At 69.8% G+C, this 22,413-nt stretch carries 11 protein-coding genes and 3 rRNA genes; 7 read left to right on the top strand and 7 right to left on the bottom strand.

Going from position 1 to position 22,413, the window contains the following annotated elements; all coding sequences use genetic code 11:
* Positions 1-19: 19 nt before the first annotated feature.
* The 4 genes from rrf to OHB56_RS20180 form a co-directional block, all read right to left on the bottom strand.
* Positions 20-136: ribosomal RNA gene (rrf, locus tag OHB56_RS20165) — 5S ribosomal RNA — on the bottom strand.
* Positions 137-220: 84 nt separating this feature from the next.
* Positions 221-3,344, bottom strand: a 23S ribosomal RNA gene (locus OHB56_RS20170).
* Between the two features lie 309 nt (positions 3,345-3,653).
* Positions 3,654-5,183, bottom strand: a 16S ribosomal RNA gene (locus tag OHB56_RS20175).
* Together the 16S, 23S and 5S rRNA genes form the textbook arrangement of a ribosomal RNA operon.
* 687 nt (positions 5,184-5,870) lie before the next feature.
* Positions 5,871-6,419 carry a MarR family transcriptional regulator gene (locus tag OHB56_RS20180; protein ID WP_326753540.1) on the bottom strand — a complete coding sequence of 183 codons (549 nt, stop codon included), beginning with the start codon at positions 6,417-6,419 and terminating at the stop codon, positions 5,871-5,873.
* 136 nt (positions 6,420-6,555) lie between these two features.
* On the opposite strand from OHB56_RS20180, the gene OHB56_RS20185 reads away from it, so the two are divergent.
* Positions 6,556-7,833, top strand: a complete 1,278-nt coding sequence (locus tag OHB56_RS20185) for an MFS transporter (protein ID WP_406359161.1) — start codon at positions 6,556-6,558, stop codon at positions 7,831-7,833.
* A 61-nt stretch (positions 7,834-7,894) separates the two neighbouring features.
* On the opposite strand, the gene OHB56_RS20190 is transcribed toward OHB56_RS20185, so the two are convergent.
* Positions 7,895-9,544 carry a SpoIIE family protein phosphatase gene (locus OHB56_RS20190; protein WP_055593433.1) on the bottom strand — a complete coding sequence of 550 codons (1,650 nt, stop codon included), beginning with the start codon at positions 9,542-9,544 and terminating at the stop codon, positions 7,895-7,897.
* A 173-nt stretch (positions 9,545-9,717) separates the two neighbouring features.
* On the bottom strand, positions 9,718-11,094 hold the full coding sequence (locus tag OHB56_RS20195; protein WP_326753541.1) for an NAD(P)/FAD-dependent oxidoreductase: 1,377 nt from the start codon (positions 11,092-11,094) through the stop codon (positions 9,718-9,720).
* A gap of 378 nt (positions 11,095-11,472) precedes the next feature.
* On the opposite strand from OHB56_RS20195, the gene OHB56_RS20200 reads away from it, so the two are divergent.
* Both OHB56_RS20200 and OHB56_RS20205 read left to right on the top strand, forming a co-directional pair.
* Positions 11,473-12,222: a TetR/AcrR family transcriptional regulator gene (locus OHB56_RS20200; protein WP_406354816.1), complete on the top strand. Its 750-nt coding sequence runs from the start codon at positions 11,473-11,475 to the stop codon at positions 12,220-12,222.
* Between the two features lie 200 nt (positions 12,223-12,422).
* Positions 12,423-14,360 (top strand): sigma-70 family RNA polymerase sigma factor, encoded by a 1,938-nt coding sequence (locus OHB56_RS20205; RefSeq protein ID WP_406354818.1) that lies wholly within the window; start codon positions 12,423-12,425, stop codon positions 14,358-14,360.
* A 6-nt stretch (positions 14,361-14,366) separates the two neighbouring features.
* On the opposite strand, the gene OHB56_RS20210 is transcribed toward OHB56_RS20205, so the two are convergent.
* Positions 14,367-16,487 (bottom strand): asparagine synthase-related protein, encoded by a 2,121-nt coding sequence (locus OHB56_RS20210; RefSeq protein ID WP_406354820.1) that lies wholly within the window; start codon positions 16,485-16,487, stop codon positions 14,367-14,369.
* A gap of 717 nt (positions 16,488-17,204) precedes the next feature.
* Here OHB56_RS20210 and OHB56_RS20215 point away from each other — a divergent pair.
* From OHB56_RS20215 to OHB56_RS20230, 4 genes are all read left to right on the top strand, one after another.
* Entirely contained in the window at positions 17,205-18,629 is a 1,425-nt protein-coding gene (locus OHB56_RS20215) for an MFS transporter (RefSeq protein ID WP_326753545.1), read from the top strand.
* Positions 18,630-18,746: 117 nt separating this feature from the next.
* Positions 18,747-19,991: an L-2-hydroxyglutarate oxidase gene (gene lhgO, locus OHB56_RS20220; protein ID WP_406354822.1), complete on the top strand. Its 1,245-nt coding sequence runs from the start codon at positions 18,747-18,749 to the stop codon at positions 19,989-19,991.
* Positions 19,992-20,054: 63 nt separating this feature from the next.
* Entirely contained in the window at positions 20,055-20,933 is an 879-nt protein-coding gene (gene trmB / locus OHB56_RS20225) for a tRNA (guanosine(46)-N7)-methyltransferase TrmB (RefSeq protein WP_406354824.1), read from the top strand.
* Between the two features lie 52 nt (positions 20,934-20,985).
* The gene (locus OHB56_RS20230; protein WP_406354826.1) at positions 20,986-22,392 is read left to right on the top strand and encodes a PrsW family intramembrane metalloprotease; all 1,407 of its coding nucleotides are present in this window, start codon (positions 20,986-20,988) and stop codon (positions 22,390-22,392) included.
* Positions 22,393-22,413: the final 21 nt, after the last annotated feature.

A 22,413-nucleotide genomic window follows, 5' to 3' on the forward strand; every position in this document is an offset into this window, starting at 1 on the left:
GGCTTTCTCTGTAAGAATTGTTCGGCGGCGTCCTACTCTCCCACAGGGTCCCCCCTGCAGTACCATCGGCGCAATAAGGCTTAGCTTCCGGGTTCGGAATGTAACCGGGCGTTTCCCCTACGCTATGACCACCGAAACACTATGAAACAGACAACCGCACCATGTGTGGCACATGGGGTCGTTCGTGGTTTCAGAACCAACACAGTGGACGCGAGCAACTGAGGACAAGCCCTCGGCCTATTAGTACCGGTCAACTCCACACGTTACCGTGCTTCCATATCCGGCCTATCAACCCAGTCGTCTACTGGGAGCCTTACCCCATCAAGTGGGTGGGAGTCCTCATCTCGAAGCAGGCTTCCCGCTTAGATGCTTTCAGCGGTTATCCCTCCCGAACGTAGCCAACCAGCCATGCCCTTGGCAGGACAACTGGCACACCAGAGGTTCGTCCGTCCCGGTCCTCTCGTACTAGGGACAGCCCTTCTCAAGACTCCTGCGCGCGCAGCGGATAGGGACCGAACTGTCTCACGACGTTCTAAACCCAGCTCGCGTACCGCTTTAATGGGCGAACAGCCCAACCCTTGGGACCGACTCCAGCCCCAGGATGCGACGAGCCGACATCGAGGTGCCAAACCATCCCGTCGATATGGACTCTTGGGGAAGATCAGCCTGTTATCCCCGGGGTACCTTTTATCCGTTGAGCGACGGCGCTTCCACAAGCCACCGCCGGATCACTAGTCCCGACTTTCGTCCCTGCTCGACCCGTCGGTCTCACAGTCAAGCTCCCTTGTGCACTTACACTCAACACCTGATTACCAACCAGGCTGAGGGAACCTTTGGGCGCCTCCGTTACTCTTTAGGAGGCAACCGCCCCAGTTAAACTACCCATCAGACACTGTCCCTGATCCGGATCACGGACCCAGGTTAGACATCCAGCACGACCAGACTGGTATTTCAACGACGACTCCACCCGAACTGGCGTCCGAGTTTCACAGTCTCCCAGCTATCCTACACAAGCCGAACCGAACACCAATATCAAACTGTAGTAAAGGTCCCGGGGTCTTTCCGTCCTGCTGCGCGAAACGAGCATCTTTACTCGTAGTGCAATTTCACCGGGCCTATGGTTGAGACAGTCGAGAAGTCGTTACGCCATTCGTGCAGGTCGGAACTTACCCGACAAGGAATTTCGCTACCTTAGGATGGTTATAGTTACCACCGCCGTTTACTGGCGCTTAAGTTCTCAGCTTCGCCACCCCGAAGAGTGACTAACCGGTCCCCTTAACGTTCCAGCACCGGGCAGGCGTCAGTCCGTATACATCGCCTTACGGCTTCGCACGGACCTGTGTTTTTAGTAAACAGTCGCTTCTCGCTGGTCTCTGCGGCCACACCCAGCTCAGAGGGAAAACCTCATCACCGGACATGGCCCCCCTTCTCCCGAAGTTACGGGGGCATTTTGCCGAGTTCCTTAACCATAGTTCACCCGAACGCCTCGGTATTCTCTACCTGACCACCTGAGTCGGTTTAGGGTACGGGCCGCCATGAAACTCGCTAGAGGCTTTTCTCGACAGCATAGGATCATCCACTTCGCCACAATCGGCTCGGCATCGGGTCTCACCCTTATGCCATCCGGATTTACCTGGATGACGGGCTACACCCTTACCCCGGGACAACCACCGCCCGGGCTGGACTACCTTCCTGCGTCACCCCATCACTCACCTACTACGGGTTGGGTTCGTCGGCTCCACCACTTTCCTTTCCCCGAAGGGTCCGGAACGGCTTCACGGACTTAGCATCGCCCGATTCAATGTTTGACGCTTCACAGCGGGTACCGGAATATCAACCGGTTATCCATCGACTACGCCTGTCGGCCTCGCCTTAGGTCCCGACTTACCCTGGGCAGATCAGCTTGACCCAGGAACCCTTGGTCAATCGGCGCACACGTTTCTCACGTGTGTATCGCTACTCATGCCTGCATTCTCACTCGTCAACCGTCCACCACTGCCTTCCGGCGCGGCTTCACCCGGCAGACGACGCTCCCCTACCCATCACAGTCCCCGTTGGGGGTATGTACTGCAATGACACGACTTCGGCGGTACGCTTGAGCCCCGCTACATTGTCGGCGCGGAATCACTAGACCAGTGAGCTATTACGCACTCTTTCAAGGGTGGCTGCTTCTAAGCCAACCTCCTGGTTGTCTGTGCGACTCCACATCCTTTCCCACTTAGCGTACGCTTGGGGGCCTTAGTCGATGCTCTGGGCTGTTTCCCTCTCGACCATGGAGCTTATCCCCCACAGTCTCACTGCCGCGTTCTCACTTGCCGGCATTCGGAGTTTGGCTAAGGTCAGTAACCCGGTAGGGCCCATCGCCTATCCAGTGCTCTACCTCCGGCAAGAAACACGCGACGCTGCACCTAAATGCATTTCGGGGAGAACCAGCTATCACGGAGTTTGATTGGCCTTTCACCCCTAACCACAGGTCATCCCCCAGGTTTTCAACCCTGGTGGGTTCGGTCCTCCACGAAGTCTTACCTCCGCTTCAACCTGCCCATGGCTAGATCACTCCGCTTCGGGTCTTGGGCATGCTACTGCGTCGCCCTGTTCGGACTCGCTTTCGCTACGGCTTCCCCACACGGGTTAACCTCGCAACACACCGCAAACTCGCAGGCTCATTCTTCAAAAGGCACGCAGTCACGACGTTGAGTGCAAGCACTCAACGCGACGCTCCCACGGCTTGTAGGCACACGGTTTCAGGTACTATTTCACTCCCCTCCCGGGGTACTTTTCACCATTCCCTCACGGTACTATCCGCTATCGGTCACCAGGGAATATTTAGGCTTGGCGGGTGGTCCCGCCGGATTCACACGGGATTTCTCGGGCCCCGTGCTACTTGGGTGTCTCTTCAACGAGCCGTTGACGTTTCGGCTACGGGGGTCTTACCCTCTGCGCCGGACCTTTCGCATGTCCTTCGCCTACATCAACGGTTTCTGACTCGCCTCATGGCCGGCAGACCATGAAATAAGAGATCCCACAACCCCGCATGCGCAACCCCTGCCGGGTCTCACACGCCTGCGGTTTGGCCTCATCCGGTTTCGCTCGCCACTACTCCCGGAATCACGGTTGTTTTCTCTTCCTGCGGGTACTGAGATGTTTCACTTCCCCGCGTTCCCTCCGCATACCCTATGTGTTCAGGTATGGGTGACAGCCCATGACGACTGCCGGGTTTCCCCATTCGGACACCCCCGGATCAAAGTCTGGTTGACGACTCCCCGGGGACTATCGTGGCCTCCCACGTCCTTCATCGGTTCCTGGTGCCAAGGCATCCACCGTGCGCCCTTAAAAACTTGGCCACAGATGCTCGCGTCCACTGTGCAGTTCTCAAACAACGACCAACCACCCGTCACACACCGCTGACGCGATGCTGTACCGGGGTCGGCACTGAAGGCAGCCGATACGGCCGTGCCCTCAGACACCCAACAGCGTGCCCGGCGCTCCCTGCCGCGCTGCTCGTTCGTTCCATGCCCCGGGGGGCCGTACTGGAAAGAGCAGACGGTCGAGAGTGCCGACTAATCAACGTTCCACCCATGAGCCACCAGCACCGGACGTGCGCCGGTGTACTGGCCTCTGGCCGGGCGAACCCGGCGAGAAGTGCTCCTTAGAAAGGAGGTGATCCAGCCGCACCTTCCGGTACGGCTACCTTGTTACGACTTCGTCCCAATCGCCAGTCCCACCTTCGACGGCTCCCTCCCCACGAGGGGGTTGGGCCACCGGCTTCGGGTGTTACCGACTTTCGTGACGTGACGGGCGGTGTGTACAAGGCCCGGGAACGTATTCACCGCAGCGATGCTGATCTGCGATTACTAGCAACTCCGACTTCATGGGGTCGAGTTGCAGACCCCAATCCGAACTGAGACCGGCTTTTTGAGATTCGCTCCACCTCGCGGTATCGCAGCTCATTGTACCGGCCATTGTAGCACGTGTGCAGCCCAAGACATAAGGGGCATGATGACTTGACGTCGTCCCCACCTTCCTCCGAGTTGACCCCGGCGGTCTCCCGTGAGTCCCCAACACCCCCGAAGGGGCTTGCTGGCAACACGGGACAAGGGTTGCGCTCGTTGCGGGACTTAACCCAACATCTCACGACACGAGCTGACGACAGCCATGCACCACCTGTACACCGACCACAAGGGGGCGCCTGTCTCCAGACGTTTCCGGTGTATGTCAAGCCTTGGTAAGGTTCTTCGCGTTGCGTCGAATTAAGCCACATGCTCCGCTGCTTGTGCGGGCCCCCGTCAATTCCTTTGAGTTTTAGCCTTGCGGCCGTACTCCCCAGGCGGGGCACTTAATGCGTTAGCTGCGGCACCGACGACGTGGAATGTCGCCAACACCTAGTGCCCACCGTTTACGGCGTGGACTACCAGGGTATCTAATCCTGTTCGCTCCCCACGCTTTCGCTCCTCAGCGTCAGTAATGGCCCAGAGATCCGCCTTCGCCACCGGTGTTCCTCCTGATATCTGCGCATTTCACCGCTACACCAGGAATTCCGATCTCCCCTACCACACTCTAGCCTGCCCGTATCGACTGCAGACCCGGGGTTAAGCCCCGGGCTTTCACAATTGACGCGACAGGCCGCCTACGAGCTCTTTACGCCCAATAATTCCGGACAACGCTCGCGCCCTACGTATTACCGCGGCTGCTGGCACGTAGTTAGCCGGCGCTTCTTCTGCAGGTACCGTCACTTGCGCTTCTTCCCTGCTGAAAGAGGTTTACAACCCGAAGGCCGTCATCCCTCACGCGGCGTCGCTGCATCAGGCTTGCGCCCATTGTGCAATATTCCCCACTGCTGCCTCCCGTAGGAGTCTGGGCCGTGTCTCAGTCCCAGTGTGGCCGGTCGCCCTCTCAGGCCGGCTACCCGTCGTCGCCTTGGTGAGCCGTTACCTCACCAACAAGCTGATAGGCCGCGGGCTCATCCCTCACCGCCGGAGCTTTCAACCCCCACCCATGCGAGTGGAAGTATCATCCGGTATTAGACCCCGTTTCCAGGGCTTGTCCCGAAGTGAGGGGCAGATTGCCCACGTGTTACTCACCCGTTCGCCACTAATCCACCCCGAGGGGCTTCATCGTTCGACTTGCATGTGTTAAGCACGCCGCCAGCGTTCGTCCTGAGCCAGGATCAAACTCTCCGTGAATGCTTTCCCGTGATCGGGAGAACACCACGAGAGCGGAACGGTCGGGCGGAATAGGCCCCACCGTTCACAGCGTCCTCGCTGTGTTGTTCTTCAAAGGAACCTCGTCCCGGCCTGCTGGCCGAAGACGGGGTATCAACATATCTGGCGTTGATTTTTGGCACGCTGTTGAGTTCTCAAGGAACGGACGCTTCCTTTGTACTCACCCTCGCGGGCTTTCCTCCGGGCGCTTCCCTTCGGTCCTGCGTGTCCGACTCTATCAGATCTTTCCGATCCGATTTCCTCGGGCTGTTCGCCTTCCCGGTTCCCGCATTTCGCGTTTCCCTTTCCGGCGACTCCGACTCTATCAGATCTTCTTCTTCGACCTGACCCCCAGTCAGCGGGGTTTGTCTTTCCGGCCGTTGGGCCGTTCCGACGTCTCAAACCTTAGCGGACTCTCTCGCCGTTTCTCAAATCGGAGCCGTTCGGTTCCGATTCAGACGCCGGCGCCCCTGCGAATTGAATTCGAGCATGCCGAAATCAGTTCACTGGAGAGGTCGTGCTGGTGGTTTTGAGTGCCGCTCTCGCGGCGGAAGTGTTGCCGGAGAACCGTTACGTCCCGATGGCAACTTGACGAACTGTACGTATCGGGGAGGGGGAAGTCAAGCGCCCCCTGTCAAGATCTTTTCGGCCGTTCGTGGGGCGAGGCCGTCAGTCCAGGTCGGTGAGGCGGCCGCCGGCGTCGGGCTGGGCGTCCTCCACCCTGCGCAGGAGGCGGGTGAGCACCTCGCCCAGGGTGATCCGCTCGTCCGGGGACAGGTCCTGGAGCAGATCCTCCTCGAAGACCGTCGCCATGCGCATCACCTCGAGCCACTTCTCGCGGCCGGCGGATGTCGCCTCGACGATGACCCGGACCCGGTTCGTCTCGTCCCGTTCCCGGTTGACGAGGCCTTCGGCGACCATGCGGTCGATCCGGTGGGTCATGGCGGCCGGTGTGAGGCCGAGGCGCTTGGCCAGGTCGCTGGGGCCCATGCGGTACGGGGCGCCGGACAGGACGAGGGCCTTGAGGACCTCCCAGTCGGCGTTGGTGATGCCGAGCTCGGCGGTCTGGCGGCCGTAGGCGACGTTCATCCGGCGGTTCAGCCGGGACAGCGCGGAGACGATCTTCTCGACCTGGAGGTCGAGGCCCTGGAACTCGCGCTGGTACGCGGCGATCTGCTCTTCGAGTGTCGGCTCGTTGAGGCCGGAGGTGTCGCCCATGGCCGCAGTATGGCACGCCACCCTTCACCTTGAAGCCCTTCGCATTGAAGCCATTCGACGTGTACTCTTCACCTTCGAACTTTAGCTTCTAAGTCTTCACTCCTAACTTGTGAGAGAGGTGAACGTGACCAGGGCGATGGGCGCTGCGATGCGCCGGATCCACGTGGGCAACGCACTCAGTGCGTTCGGCCTCGGCTTCACCGTCCCCTACCTGTACGTCTACGTGGCGCAGGTACGAGGGCTCGGGGCCATGACGGCGGGGCTGGTGCTCGCCGTGTTCGCGGTGGCCGCACTGATCGTGCTGCCGTTCGCCGGACGGGCCATCGTCCGACGGGGTCCGCTGCCGGTGCTGCTCGTCGCCCTGGTCACAGCCGCCGTTGGAGCGCTGAGCCTCGGCCTGTCGAGCGGTGCGTCGAGCGTGCTGGCGTCGGCGGTGCTGCTCGGCGCCGGACAGGCCGTGATGCAGCCGGCGCTGGCGACGATGATCGTGGACTGCTCCACGGTGGAGACCCGGTCGCGTGCGTTCGCCATGCAGTTCTTCCTGCAGAACCTCGGGCTCGGGGTCGGCGGTCTCATCGGCGGACACCTCGTCGACACGACCAGGGCCTCCTCCTTCACCGTGCTGTTCTCGATCGAGGCGGCGATGTTCCTGCTGCTGGTCGTGGTGATGGCGACGGTGCGGATGCCGCGCTCGCCGCGTATCGAGGGTGCTCCGGCTCCGTCGGCCAAGGGCAGCTGGAAGCAGCTGATGGGCAACCGGGCCATGGTGCAGCTGTGCGTGCTGGGCTTCGTCCTGTTCTTCGCCTGCTACGGCCAGTTCGAGTCGGGACTGAGCGCGTACGGGGTCGAGGCGGCCGGTATCTCGCCGTCGACGCTGGGGACGGCGCTGGCGGCGAACACCCTGGTCATCGTTGTCGCGCAGTTCGTGGTGCTGCGGTTCGTGGAGCGCCGCAGCCGCACGCGCGTGATCGCGTCGGTGGGGCTGCTCTGGGCCGTGGCGTGGGCCGTGGCCGGGTACGCGGGCCTCGGGAACGGCAGCCAGGCGATGGCGACCGCCGCCTTCATCTCTACGTACGCCCTGTTCGGGCTCGGTGAGTCGATGCTGTCGCCGACGCTCGCGCCGATGGTCGCGGATCTCGCGCCGGAAGGGCTGGCGGGTCAGTACAACTCGGCGTTCGCCCTGGTGAAACAGCTCGCGCTGGCCATCGGTCCGGCGGTCGGCGGGCCGATGGGGGCCTCGCTGCACGGCCTCTACATCGTGGTCTTCGTGCTGTTCTCCCTGGCGATCACGGTGCTGGCGCTGCGGCTGGGCCGACAGCTCACGGAGGCGCAGGACCACCCGTCCGCGGCACGGAGCCGGGTGGTCACCCAGGGCGGCACCGCCCCGGCGGGCCAGTCCCCGGCACATGCCTGAGGCCGGCGCACACGTCTGAGGCCGGCGCTCCCACGGCGCACCGCTCCCCGGGGCCTGCCCCCTAGGGAGTGACCGGTTTCGGCAGGGCGAACTCGCACCAGACGGCCTTGCCGCCGCCCGGGGTGCGCCGGCTTCCCCAGTTGGAGGCGATCGTCGCGACGATGGCGATGCCCCGGCCGGACTCGTCGGCGGGTTCCGCACGGCGGCGCCTCGGCAGGTGGTCGTCGCCGTCGGTGACCTCGACGATCAGCCGGCGGTCGGTGCGGCGCAGGCGCAGGCGCATGGGCGGGGTGCCGTGCTGGAGGGAGTTGGCGACCAGTTCGCTGGCGGCCAGGACGCCCAGGTCGTGCAGGTCGGAGGGGAAGCGCCAGCTGGTGAGCACGCCGGAGGCGAAGGCACGCGCGCGGGGGGCCGCTTCGACGCCGCCCAGCAGCTCCAGGGCGGCGTTGTGGAACAGCTCGCTCTCCGGGCCCGTGCGGGCGGGGTGCTGGAGCACCAGGACGGCGACGTCGTCGTCGTGTTCCGGGGTCACACCCGCCGAGCGGACCAGGCGGTCGCAGATCACCTGGGGGGTGCCGGTCGCGCCGGCCAGGGCGCGCTCCAGGGCGGCGATGCCCTCGTCGAGGTCCTCGTTGCGGCGCTCGACCAGGCCGTCCGTGTAGAGGACGGCGGTGGAGCCGGGCCCCAGCGGGATCGAGCCGGAGGAGTGGATCCAGCCGCCGGTGCCGAGCGGGGGGCCGGTCGGTTCGTCGGCGCGCTGGACGGTGCCGTGCTCGTCGCGGACCAGGATGGGCAGGTGGCCGGCGGAGGCGTGGACGAGGGTGCCCTCGTTGGGGTCGTGGATGGCGTACGCGCAGGTGGCGATCTGGTTGGCGTCGATCTCCGTGGCGAGTCCGTCGAGCAGTTGGAGGACCTCGTGCGGGGGGAGGTCGAGGCGCGCGTAAGCGCGTACCGCCGTGCGGAGCTGGCCCATGACGGCCGCCGCGCGGACACCCCGGCCCATGACGTCGCCGATGACCAGGGCGGTGCGCCCGCCGCCGAGGGTGATCACGTCGTACCAGTCGCCGCCGACGGCGGCCTCGGTGCCGCCGGGGTGGTAGGTGGCGGCGACCCGCAGGTCGTCGGGCTCCTCGAGCTCCTGCGGGAGCAGGGAGCGCTGGAGGGTGACGGCGGTCTCGCGCTGGCGGCGCTCGCTCGCGCGCAGGCGTTCGGCGGCCTCGGCGTGGTCGGTGACGTCGGTGGCGAAGACCAGCACACCGCTGCCGTCGCCCTGGGTGACCGGGGTGCAGGTGAAGGTGTAGGAGCGGCCGTCGGGGGCCTTGCGGGACTTGACCGTGCGAGGCTTTCCGCTGCGCAGGACCTGGTCGAGGAGGGTCAGCAGGCCGAGTTCCTCGAGTTCCGGGAGCGCTCCCCGCGCGGGGGCTCCGAGCGGGCGGGCGCCGAAGGCGGCCGTGTAGGCGCCGTTGACGTAGGCGATGCGGTGGTCCGGGCCGTGCACCAGGGCGACGAGGGAGGGGACGTGGTCGAGGACCTCGCGCACTCTGAGGTCGTCGACGGCGGGCACGGGCCGTGCATGCTCGACGGCTTGTTCGGCGCGGGCCGTGGGCACGGAGCCCTCTCCCCGCCGGTCCGGGGAGACCGCGTGCTCGCCGCGCGCTGCGGCGCGGCGCTGCGTTCCGGGGAGCCGGGCGCTCCAGCGGGTGAAGTTCACGAATCCTTGCCTCGTGTAGGTGTCGGCGGCCGGGAAACGGGACCGGCCGGGGCCCCGGGGCCGCACCGGGAACGGACAGCCGCCCGCCCTCGGTGGTGGACCAGTCTGGCAGGCTGCCGACCGGGCCGACATCCGTCAGACGCCGGACCGGTCCGTGGAGTTCCTGGGTGCGGTCAGGACGACCCCTTCGGGTCGTCCGGGGGGTTCTGAGAAGGCTTTCCACCGGCCGCGAGTTCGAACTCGGCCCGCGGGTGTTCGAGTGATCCCAGGGAGACGATCTCCCGTTTGAAGAGCCCGGCGAGGGTCCATTCGGCGGCCACGCGCGCCTTGCGGTTGAAGGTGGGGACGCGGCTCAGGTGGTAGGTGCGGTGCATGAGCCAGGCGGGGTAGCCCTTGATCTTGCGCCCGTAGACGTGGGCGACGCCCTTGTGCAGTCCCAGGGAGGCGACCGACCCGGCGTACGAGTGGGCGTACGTCTCCAGGGGTTCGCCGCGCAGGGAGTGCGCGATGTTGTCGGCGAGGACCTTCGCCTGGCGGAGCGCGTGCTGGGCGTTGGGGGCGCATTCCCGGCCGGGGTCCTCGGCGGTGGTGTCGGGGACGGCGGCGGCGTCGCCCGCGGCCCACGCGTGCGGGGCGCCCTCGACGGCGAGTTCGGCGGTGCACCGCAGCCGTCCGCGTTCGTCGCGCGCCAGGTCGGTGGCGGCGAGGACGGGATGCGGTTTGACGCCGGCGGTCCACACGACGGTGCGGGTGGGGAAGCGGGCACCGTCACTGAGGACGGCAACGCGGTCGGCGCAGGACTCCAGGCGGGTCTCCAGGCGTACGTCGATGTTGCGGCGGCGCAGTTCGCTGACCGTGTAGCGGCCCATCTCCTCGCCGACCTCGGGCAGGATGCGGTCCGAGGCCTCGACGAGGATCCACTTCATGTCCTCGGGGCGGAGGTTGTGGTAGTACCGCGTGGCGTAGCGGGCCATGTCCTCCAGCTCGCCGAGCGCCTCGACGCCCGCGTAGCCGCCGCCGACGAAGACGAAGGTGAGGGCCGCGTCGCGGATCGCGGGGTCGCGGGTCGAGGAGGCGATGTCCATCTGTTCGAGGACGTGGTTGCGCAGCCCGATGGCCTCCTCGAGGGTCTTGAAGCCGATGGCGTGGTCGGCGAGACCGGGGACCGGCAGGGTGCGCGAGACGGAGCCGGGCGCGAGGACGAGTTCGTCGTACACCACCGCCCGGCCGCCGCCGCCCTTCTCACCGTCGGCGAGGGTGGTGACGGTGGCGACGCGGGCGGCGTGGTCGATGGCGGAGGCCTCGCCGATGACGATGTGGCACCGGTCCAGGACACGACGCAGCGGTACGACCACATGACGAGGGGAAATGGCACCGGCGGCCGCTTCGGGAAGGAACGGCTGGTACGTCATGTACGGGTCAGGAGTGACCACGGTGATCTCGGCCGCGCCCCGGGCGAGTTCCCGTTTCAGCTTCCGCTGCAGGCGCAGGGCCGTGTACATCCCGACATAGCCGCCACCGACAACGAGAATGCGCGCACGTTCCTTCACCCTCCCATGACGCACCCGCCGCTTGCGTTTGTCCACAGCCCCGACGAATTGTGTGACTGGAGGCGATGGGCGCGCCGAGCGGCCCGGGTCCCCGGAGCGAACGTCATGTACGCAGGTCAGCAGTGCTTTCCCGGTACTTCTTCCGGAGTGCATACGGGATCAATGTGCCCCGTACTCCGATCGGGGGGCGCTCCGTGCGGAACCTGCCCCTTCTGAATTGACTTCCTCTCAACTATGTTCGTACGTCGACGGGGTGTAGGGGGATGCGCTCATTCGGGTCCGCGACGGGCGGATCCGGCCACCGGGCATGTTTCTCGAGCCCCGGCCATCTGTGGCGGGGAGTCTCCGGGGGGAGACGTCATCACCGGGGGAAAACATATGCATGTTCAGAATTCTCATTGGTCTTCCGCGTCCGCCGTGGCGCCCGGCACCGCGCTGAGCGCGCCGTCGTCGGGCCACGGGCGTGCGGGAGGGCCGCGCACGACACCGCTGCGCGTGGACGCGCAGCGCAATCTGGAGCACGTGCTGCGCGCGGCACGCGAGGTCTTCGGCGAGCTGGGCTACGGCGCGCCGATGGAGGACGTGGCACGCCGGGCCCGCGTCGGTGTGGGCACGGTGTACCGGCGCTTCCCGAGCAAGGACGTCCTGGTCCGGCGGATAGCCGAGGAGGAGACCTCCCGGCTGACCGACCAGGCGCGTACGGCGCTCGGTCAGGAGGACGAGCCGTGGTCGGCGCTGTCCCGCTTCCTGCGCACGTCGGTCGCCTCGGGCGCCGGGCGGCTGCTGCCGCCGCAGGTGCTGCGGGTGGGCGTGGCGGACGAGCACGACCACGCGCGCGTGCCGCAGCAGCGGACGCAGCCGGCCGGCGCCGAACTGCGACTGGTGCCCGAGAAGGGGTCCGCCGCCGGGGAGGACGACGCCGGTGCGGCGCAGCTTCTCGACGTCGTCGGCCGGCTCGTGGAGCGGGCCCGCGAGGCGGGCGCGCTGCGGCCGGACGTGTCGGTGTCGGACGTGCTCCTGGTGATCGCCACGGCTGCTCCCTCACTGCCGGACCCGGCCCAGCAGGCGGCGGCCTCCGCCCGGCTGCTGGACATCCTGCTGGAGGGCCTGCGCTCACGCCCTGCGTGAGGGTGGTGGGTGCGGCCGATGGGGCCCGTCCGCACCGGGCGGGTTCCCTCCACTCCCCCAAAGGGTGACTGTCCACACGCATGTGCGACAGAAACCCTCGGACGGGTGGATGGGTCGCTCTGAGCTGTCCTGACCAAAAGCCGCTATGGCACCCTGACCCGTGATCAGGACTGTTGGGGCAGGTGGCGAGGGCTTCCGCGATGAGCGTTGACGGGCGGGACGAGTCGTACGGTGACGACGAGCCCGGGGCCGAGAGCCCACCGCAGGTGCCGAGTCAGGGGTGGCGCACGGGCGTGCCCCCCGACGACATGGACGACCCGGACGGCCTCGTCCCCGCCCAGCGCGACCGGCGCGAGGGGAGCGTCCTGCCTCCCCCGCGCGAACTGCCGCCGTCCGACGCCGCTCTCATCGCGCGCATGCGCGCGGGCGACGACTCGGCGTACGAGGAGCTGTACCGGCGTCACGCGGAAGCGGTGCGCCGGTACGCCGGTACGTGCTGCCGGGACGCCCACACCGCGGACGACCTGACCGCCGAGGTCTTCGCCCGCGTGCTCCAGGCGGTGCGCGGCGGTTCGGGCCCCGAGCACGCCGTACGCGCGTACCTGCTCACGACCGTACGACGGGTGGCGGCGTCCTGGACCCGGTCGGCGAAGCGCGAGCAACTGGTCGACGACTTCGCGGCCTTCGCCACCCAGGCCGCGCGCCTTCCGCACGTGTCCGACACCGATGCCCTGGACCTGGGCGCGGACGTACGGGCGATGCACGAGGCCGAGCAGTCCATGGCCATGCAGGCGTTCAGGTCGCTGCCGGAGCGCTGGCAGGCGGTGCTGTGGCACACCGAGGTCGAGGACGAGTCGCCGAGCACGGTCGCCGTGCTCTTCGGCCTGGACGCCAACGGCACCCGCGTCCTGGCCAGCCGCGCCCGCGAGGGCCTGAAGCAGGCGTACCTCCAGGCGCACGTCAGCGCGACCCTCACCGACGACGAGGAGTGCGCCCGCTACGCCGACCAGCTCGGCACGTACGCGCGCGGCCGGCTGCGCACCCGCGCCGAACGGGGACTGCGGGGACACCTGGACGCATGCGCGCGGTGCCGGCTGGCGGCCGTCCAGGTCCAGGAAGTCGCCGGCGGCATCCCCTCCCTGGTGCCCGTGGCCGTCATCGGCTGGTTCGGCGCCGCCGGGTACGCCAAGGCGGCCGGTCTCCTCGCCGGAGGCACGGCCGCCGCGGGCGCGGCGGGCGCGGCCGGTGCGGTCGGCACCGGTGGCTCGGGCGGAGCGGCCGGCGCGGTGGCCTCGGAAGGGCTGGCCGCGCCGGTGAAGGCGGGCCTGGCGGCCGGTGTGGTCGCGGTGGCGACGGCGGCGGCCCTCGCCTTCGCCCTCTCGGGCGACGAGAAACCCGCCGAGGAGCCGAAGGCCGCCCCGCCCGCCTCGTCCCCCGTGGTCCGCGAGGAGCCCTCGCCGCCCTCGGAGAAAAACCCGGAACCGGCACCCGCGCCTCCCGCGCCGCCCCTCGCGCCACCGACGCCCGCACCGACCCCGACCCCGACCCCGAAGCCCACCCCGACACCCACACCACCCCCCACCCCCGAGCCGGCCCCGCCCCCCAACCTCGCGCCGACCCCGAAACCCGCCCCCACGCCGACCCCCGCACCGGCCCCGGCTCCCACCCCGGTTCCACCGCCGCCGCCTCCCCCTCCGCCCGCCCCGACGGTCCACCAGTGGAGCGCACTCGTCTACGACATCAGCGGCGACGGTGACGCTCCCGAGATGCGCATCCGCGGGAGCAGCTGGGTCTGGCAGCGCTCGGCCCTGCCCATCGCCCGCCGGAGCTACTCCCCGGGCGTGACGGTCCACGGCCGTTCCTCCGTCACCATCGACCTGAACCGCCCGTGCACCGCCTACGACGCGATGATCGGCGTGGACGACCTGACGATGAAGCTGGGCAAGGTCGCCTTCTCCGTCCACGCGGACGGCGTCCCCCTGTGGAACTCCGGGCCGATCAAGGGCGGCGACCGAGCCGTCCCGGTCCACGTGGACCTGACGGGCCGCAAGACCGTACGCCTGGTGGTGGAACCTCGCAGCCCCTTCGACCGCCTGGCCCTGGCCGACTGGGCCGAGTCCCGCTTCACCTGTACGTAGGCCCTCTCAGACCCCCCGGGCCAACGCCCCCCGCTGCGGGGCGATCCCCCCGGGCACCGCCCGCTGCCGCCCGGGCGTCCCCGTCCAGCACGTCCCCCGCCGCGCCAGCAGCCGCCGCAGCCACAGCTCCAGCGCGACCAGATCCGCAAGCCCGTCCAGCGGCAGCGGCTCCCCCTCCGCCGCGGCCCGCAGCGCCTTGCGCACCACGCGGGCCTCGACCAGCCCCGCCTCCGCGAGCAGCGGCGTGTCGAACAACGTCATCAGCGTGCCGGCGGCGGCCCGCAGCCCGATCCGCGCCTCGGCAGCGGCGTTCGACTGGGTCGGCGCACCCCACCCGGTGGGCAGGTCCCGCACGCCGGACCCTTCCAGCACGCTCCGCAGGATGGAGGCCCGCGCCCCCGGCTTCACCCGCAGCGCCTCGGGCAGCCCCCGGCACGCGCGGACGACCTGGTTGTCGAGGAACGGTGTGTGCAGCCGCTGGAAGCGGATCTCGGCGGCCTGCTCCAGCACCCGTACACCGGCCGCGTGCCGGGTCAGTGCCGCACGCGCGCGGAAGTCACCGGGCCGCTGACCCGGCCCCACGTCGGACCGGCGGGTGGACGTCTGAAGGCGAACCGATACTTCAGCGAGCGCCTCCCCGGTCAGCCAGCGCGCCGCCGGACCGGGTCTTCCCCAGGTCAGCGCGGCCAGCGAGGCGTCCGCCGCACCCCAGGGGGTCCCGTCGTCCAGCTGGTGGCGCAGCAGCTGCTCCGCGAGGGTCTCGAGTCCCGTGCGGTACGGCGTACGGGCCAGGCGCCGGGCCGCGGCGTACACGCGCGCGGGCACCATCACAGACCCGTCGGCTTTCGCCAGCGCGGCGACGGGCCGTACGAGATGGCGCCGCTTGCGGTCCATGAGGAGGTCGGCGAGGCGCGCGGGATGCGCGTCGAGCACCTGCCGGGCCCCGTACCCCGTGAAGTGGTCGGCGCTGCCCGCGGCCAGCCGTGCCCGGTGCCGGGCGGCGGTGACCAGGGAGGGGGCCGGCTCGTCCGTGAGCGGCCCGTCGAGGTCGGCGTACGGCAGGGTGTCCTCGCCGCCGGGGACGACCACGTGGTGCAGCCGGGGGTTGGCGGCCAGCACCCCGGCGCGCGCGATTTCGTCGGCCCGGCCGCCGGCCGGACCGCTCCCCGCACCGGCCTGGCCCCCCGCGAGATCGTTGAACGTGACGGCGAGCAGCCGCTCGCCCGCGCCGGTGCCGTGCCCCAGCACGGTCCCCGGCATGCCCGGCAGCCCGGCGGCGAGCAGCGCCAGGGTCCCGGAGGCGGGCCCGCCGGAGAGGTCGGCCCCGATCCCGGGCACCGGCATCCCGCGCGCCGCGCGCCGTTCGGCGGGGCCCATGCCCGGCACCGGGCCGGGATCGATGTCGGCGCCAGGGACGTGCCGGGGCGCGGCGAGCCGGGTGCGTACGGCCTCGACCAGCGCGTCCCGGACGGCGTCCACCGCGCGGTCGGGGTCGGCGGGCGGCGCGGCGACGGCGAGTGAGGCGACGGGCTCGTACCCGGCGATCTCGCGCGCCCCGGCGCGCAGGATCAGCGCATGCCCCGGCGGAACGCGTTTCACGCCGTCGTACGGAGTGGAGTCGTGGAGCGCGGCCGGCACGTCGGGGGCGGCCAGGAGCGCGGCGAGGTGGCCGAAGTCGAGGTTGGCCTCGACGAGGTCGGCGAGCGGCAGCGCGGCGGTGGCGTAGGCGGTGCCGCCCTCCCACGGGGTGTGGAACACCGGCCGGGCGCCCGCGAGGTCGCCGCAGACGGTGACCCGGCGGCCCACCTGTACGACGGCGGTGTAGCTGCCCGGCCAGGCGGTCAGGTGGCGCAGCGCGCCGCCGCGCGCGGCGAACAGGGCGGCGCGCAGCTGCTCGTCGGAGGCTCCGCAGGTGCCGAGGACGGCGATCCGCGTCTCGGCGTCGCCGGTCACCACCCGCACCTCGTCGGGGCGCCAGTCGCCGACCGCCCACAGCGGATCGGGGTCGCCCCACAACGGATGGGAACCCACCGGTTGCAGTGTCTCGCCGTCGGGGCCGGTGGCGCCGGCGGAGCCGTACGCCAGGGCGCCCGCGGCGGCGCTGCTCCATCCCACCAACCACCGCATCGACGCCTCCACAGGCTGTGGACAACCGGCGCACCGCACGCACCGGTTCACCCATGCTGCCATGAAGGAGGCGCTCAGGCGGGGTGCCGGTGCCGCATGTGCTCCGTCGGATGCGCCCCGGCGGATACTCCTACCCCGATCCGAACACCCGCCCGAGGCAAGGAGATCGTCCGCTCGCGACCACCCGCCCACCTGCACCGCTGCGACGCGAATGCGCCCCCCAGCGCGCCCCAAGAACCACTAACGCGCCCTCAACTGCCAGGATAGATGGGCTGACAGCCCTGAAAGAGTGGGGTCGATTTTCGGCCAATTCGAAGAGGCGGGGACCACCTCGAACACGCTCCGTACAGGCTCTGCGCACCGCCGGGAAGCCGTGCGGTCCGGGAGACGGAGTGCGTCTCCCGGACCGTTCCGCCGCCCGCGGGGATGAAGGCGGCGGTGTCCCCCAGCCCACTGGATCCAGTACAGCGGGCCGACCCACGCAAGGACCATGGAATCGCCCCCGCCGTGGCCGGAGGAGAGCGCACGCACGGGCGCACGGCCACACGCCGGGAGCATGCAGCAACTGCGCGTATCGGACCCGTACTTCAGTACGGACCACAATCCCGCCATCCGGAAGAATGCCCCTTAACGCTTGGGATGCGGCGAACTACGCTGGGTTTACGAATGCCGCGCGGTTATGCCAGAGCGGCAGCCGTCTGTGTCGAGGGGTGGCGCATGTCCAGGGAGCTACGCGGGCCGAACGAAAAGCTCGGCACCGTCCTCGCCCTCGCGGGTATCTCCAACGCGGGCCTCGCGCGGCGCGTCAACGACCTTGGCGCCCAACGCGGGTTGACCTTGCGCTACGACAAGACGTCGGTGGCGCGCTGGGTGTCGAAGGGCATGGTGCCGCAGGGTGCGGCGCCCCACCTGATCGCCGCCGCCATCGGCCAGAAGCTCGGCCGCCCGGTGCCGCTCCACGAGATCGGCCTGGCGGACGCGGATCCCGCCCCCGAAGTGGGCCTGGCCTTCCCCCGGGACGTCGGACAGGCGGTGAAGTCCGCCACCGAGCTGTACCGGCTGGACCTGGCCGGCCGCCGCGCGGGGTCCGGCGGCATCTGGCAGTCGCTCGCCGGATCGTTCGCAGTGAGCGCATATGCAACGCCTGCCTCACGCTGGCTGATAACCCCGGCCGACAGTTCGGTCGCACGCGAGGTGAGCCCCGGAGAGGGCTCCGCCGCACCGGCCAGAGTCGGCCACAGCGATGTGCGCAAACTGCGCGAGGCCGCCGAGGACGCGCGCCGCTGGGATTCCAAATACGGAGGCGGCGACTGGCGTTCGTCGATGGTCCCCGAGTGCCTGCGGGTCGAGGCGGCGCCCCTGCTGCTGGGCTCCTACGCCGACGACGTGGGCCGTTCCCTGTTCGGCGCGTCGGCCGAACTCACCCGGCTCGCCGGCTGGATGGCCTTCGACACCGGCCAGCAGGAAGCCGCCCAGCGCTACTACATCCAGGCCCTGCGCCTGGCCCGCGCGGCGGCCGACGTCCCCCTGGGCGGATACGTACTGGCCTCCATGTCCCTCCAGGCCACCTACCGCGGCTTCGGCGACGAGGGCGTCGACCTCGCCCAGGCCGCGCTGGAGCGCAACCGCGGCCTGGCCACGGCCCGCACCATGAGCTTCTTCCGGCTCGTGGAGGCCCGCGCGCACGCACGCGCGGGCGACGCCCCGGCGGCCGGCGCGGCCCTGAAGGCGGCCGAGGGCTGGCTGGAACGTTCCCGCCCCGGTGACAGCGACCCGGTCTGGCTGGGCTTCTACTCCTACGACCGCTTCGCCGCCGACGCCGCCGAGTGCTACCGCGACCTGAAGGCGCCCCGCCAGGTCCGCCGCTTCACCGAGCAGGCGCTGTCGCGGCCGACGGAGGAGTTCGTCCGCTCCCACGGGCTGCGGCTCGTCGTCTCGGCGGTCGCCGAACTGGAGTCGGGCAACCTGGACGCCGCCTGCGAGCAGGGGGTGCGCGCGGTGGAGGTGGCCGGCCGCATCTCGTCCGCGCGCACCACGGAGTACGTCAGGGACCTCCTGCACCGCCTGGAGCCCTACGGCGACGAACCCCGCGTGGTAGAGCTGCGCGAGCGCGCCCGGCCCCTGCTGATGACTCCCGCCTGACACCCGCCCGATGCCCGTGCGCCCCGCCTGATCCGGGCCGCCGTCTGCCGGCAGCCTTCGGCAGCCCCTTGCCGCCTTCCGGGTTGTCCGGGGTTTACGGGCGTTGTCAGTGGCGCAGTGCACTATCGGGACCTGGAGGTGGTGCGGGTGGCACGGCGGGCGTACGACTGCGAGGTGCTGGTGATCGGCGGCGGCATCATCGGCCTGTCGACGGCGTACGCGATCACCCGCGCGGCACCGGGCACGCGGGTCACGGTGCTGGAGAAGGAACCCGGCCCCGCCCGGCACCAGACGGGCCGCAACAGCGGCGTCGTCCACAGCGGCATCTACTACCGCCCCGGCTCCCTGAAGGCGCGGTACGCGGTGCGGGGCGCGGCCGAGATGGTCAAGTTCTGCGCGGAGTACGGCATCCCGCACGCGGTGACGGGCAAGCTGATCGTCGCCACCCGCCGGGACGAGCTGCCCCGCCTGCACGCCCTGGTCCAGCGCGGCCGGGAGAACGGTCTGGCGGTCCGCGAACTGGGCGCCGCGCAGATCGCCGCGTACGAGCCGGAGGTCGAGGGCCTGGCCGCCATCCACGTCGGCACCACCGGTGTCTGCGACTACGCGGCGGTGGCCCGCCGGCTGGCGGCCGCCTCCGGCGCGGAGATCCGCTACGGCGCGCGGGTCACCCGGGTCGACCGCCGCCCGGACCTGGGCGTGGCCGTCCTGACCGCCGCCGGGGACGTCGTGCGCGGCCGGGTGCTGGTGAACTGCGCGGGGCTGTACTGCGACGAGATCGCCCGCCTGACCGGCGACGACCCCGGCATGCGCATCGTGCCGTTCCGCGGCGAGTACTACGAGCTGGCCCGCCCGGAGCTGATCCGCGGCCTGGTCTACCCGGTGCCCGACCCGGCGTTCCCGTTCCTCGGCGTCCACCTCACGCGCGGCATCGACTCGGGCGTCCACGTCGGGCCCAACGCCGTACCGGCGCTGGCGCGCGAGGGCTACGACTGGCGGACGGTCCGCCCGCGCGAGCTGGCGGCCACACTGGCCTGGCCGGGCTCCCGGCACCTGGCCCGCCGCCACTGGCGGCACGGCACCGGCGAGCTGCACCGTTCCCTGTCCCGGCGGGCCTTCACCGAGGCGGTCCGTCGGCTCGTGCCCGCGGTCCGGGAGGCCGACCTGGTCCCGGCCCCGGCGGGCGTACGGGCGCAGGCGGTGCTGCGTGACGGCACGCTCGCCGACGACTTCCTGATCCGGGAGACGCCCCGCGCGGTCCACGTCCTGAACGCCCCCTCGCCCGCGGCGACCGCGTCCCTGCCCATCGGCCGGGAGGTGGCCCGCCGGACCCTGGCCGCCCTGGGCGGCGCACCCCGCTGAGGCGACCGCTCCCGCGGCCGTCGGACGAATCCCTCGCGGCACCCCCGTAAAATCGTCAGCACTGTGTCTGACTCCGTGAACACCCCCGATGCACACACCCGGCCCTTCGAGCACACGCCCGGCGTGTCGGTCCGCCGTACCCGGGAGAAGGGGGAGCCCCGTTTCCCGGACGGCCCGAAGGCCGATCCCGCCGGGTCGCACTTCGAGCGGCGGATCCGGAGTTTCCAGCCGCGCCGGAGCCGGGTCACCGCCGGGCAGGCGGACGCGTTGCAGCGGCTGTGGCCCCGGTGGGGCTTCGACGTCGACGGCCGGCAGCGCCTCGACCTCGCCGCGTTCTTCGGCAACGACCGCCCGGTCGTCCTCGAGATCGGCTTCGGCATGGGCGAGGCCACCGCGCGCATGGCCGCCGCCGACCCCGGCACCAACATCCTCGCCGTGGACGTCCACACCCCCGGCCAGGGCCATCTGCTCGGCCTCGCCGACCAGCACGGCCTGGACAACGTGCGCGTCGGCAACGGCGACGCGATCATCCTGCTGCGCGAGATGCTCACCCCCGACGCGCTGGGCGGGCTGCGCGTCTACTTCCCCGACCCCTGGCCGAAGAAGCGGCACCACAAGCGCCGGCTGATCCAGCCGGCCTTCCTCGACCTCGCCGCGGCCCGTCTCGCCCCGGGCGCGACCGTGCACTGCGCCACCGACTGGGAGCCGTACGCCGAGCAGATGCTCGAGGTGCTGACCGCGCACCCCTGCTTCGAGAACACCGTGGCGGACGGCGGTTTCGCGCCGCGTCCGGAGTTCCGGCCGCTGACCCGTTTCGAGGGGCAGGGGCTGGACAAGGGACATGTGGTGAACGACCTGCTCTTCCGCCGCGTACACCACGACGACCGGCCCGGCACCCGGGCCGCCACCCGGTCCGAGGACCGGAACGCCGCCGGCGCCTGAGCCCACCTGGTGTTCCTGCGGGCAGCACCGCTCCCTCGTTAGGGTCAATGCTGTGGCCATCAGCCGTCCGTACCCGACACAGCCCGGCGCGGCCCCCGGCCCCGCAGGGCCGGCCGACGGGCCCGCCCCGCGGCACGCGCACTGGTGGCAGCGTCCCCGGGTGCGCCGCGGGGCGCTGGCGGCCCTCCTCGCGCTTTCGGGTCTGGTCATCCTGGGTCTGGTCCGCGAGCAGACCGGTACGGAGGGTTTCCTGGTCGGCCTCGGCCTCGCCGTCCTGCCGGTGCCGCTGCTCGTCGCCGCGTTCCGCTGGCTGGACCGGGTCGCGCCCGGCCCGTGGCGCAATCTCGTCTTCTCGTTCGCCTGGGGTGCCGGCGCCGCCGCGCTCATGGCGATCGTCGCCAACAGCTTCGCCACGCGGTGGATAGCGACGGAGACCGCCGACCCGTCCCGCGCGGACACGCTCGGCGCGACCGTGATAGCCCCGGTCGTGGAGGAGTCCGCGAAGGCCGCCGCCGTCCTGCTGGTCTTCCTGTTCCGCAGACGCGACTTCACCACGATCCTCGACGGCGTGGTGCTGGCCGGGATCACCGCCACCGGTTTCGCCTTCACCGAGAACATCCTCTACCTCGGCACCGACCAGCTCACCGGCGGCAGCGGCGTCTCCTCCGTCACCGCGGCGACGTTCTTCGTCCGCGTCGTCATGGCGCCGTTCGCGCACCCGCTCTTCACGGCCCTCACCGGCATCGGCTTCGGGGCGGCCGCGCTCGCCACCGGGCGGCGGCGCCCGGTGCGCTTCCTGCTCCCGCTCGGCGGCCTGCTGCTCGCGATGGGCCTGCACGCGCTGTGGAACGTCTCCTCGACCCTCGGCGAGTACGGCTTCTTCGCCGTGTACGCGGCGTTCATGGTGCCGTCGTTCGGCCTGCTGACCTGGCTGGTGGTGTGGACCCGGCAGCGCGGGCTGCGGACCGTACGGGAGGAGCTGCCCTCCTACGTCAGGGCCGGCTGGCTGACCCCGGCCCAGCCCTACGCGCTCGGCTCGATGCGGGCCCGGCGCGTCGCCCGGCGGTACGCGCGCGGGCACGGCGGCCGGGCCGCGTCCCGAGCGGTGGCGCAGTACGGGGCGTACGCGACGGCGCTGGCGTTCCTGCGGCGCCGGGGGCGCCGCGGCGGCGTGGGTACGGACTTCGCCGCGCGGGAGCACGAGCTGCTGCGGGAACTGTGGCGGCGCCGCGACACGGCCCGCCCGGCCCTGGAACACGCGGCCCGGGTCACCGCACCGCCCGTCCCGCCCTGGCCGGTGTACGGCCCGTACGGCTCGCCCTGGGCGTACGAGGGGTACGGGCCGTACGGGAGATACGGGCCGTACGGGAGGTACGGCGCCGTGGACCCCGCGCACTTCGCGCACCCCGGGTACCCGGCGTCCGGGCCGAACCCGTACGCATACCCGTACCGCCCCTGAAACGCCGAACCGGCAGTCCTG

Source organism: Streptomyces sp. NBC_01635 (assembly GCF_045209715.1).
GTDB classification, from domain to species: Bacteria; Actinomycetota; Actinomycetes; order Streptomycetales; family Streptomycetaceae; genus Streptomyces; species Streptomyces hirsutus.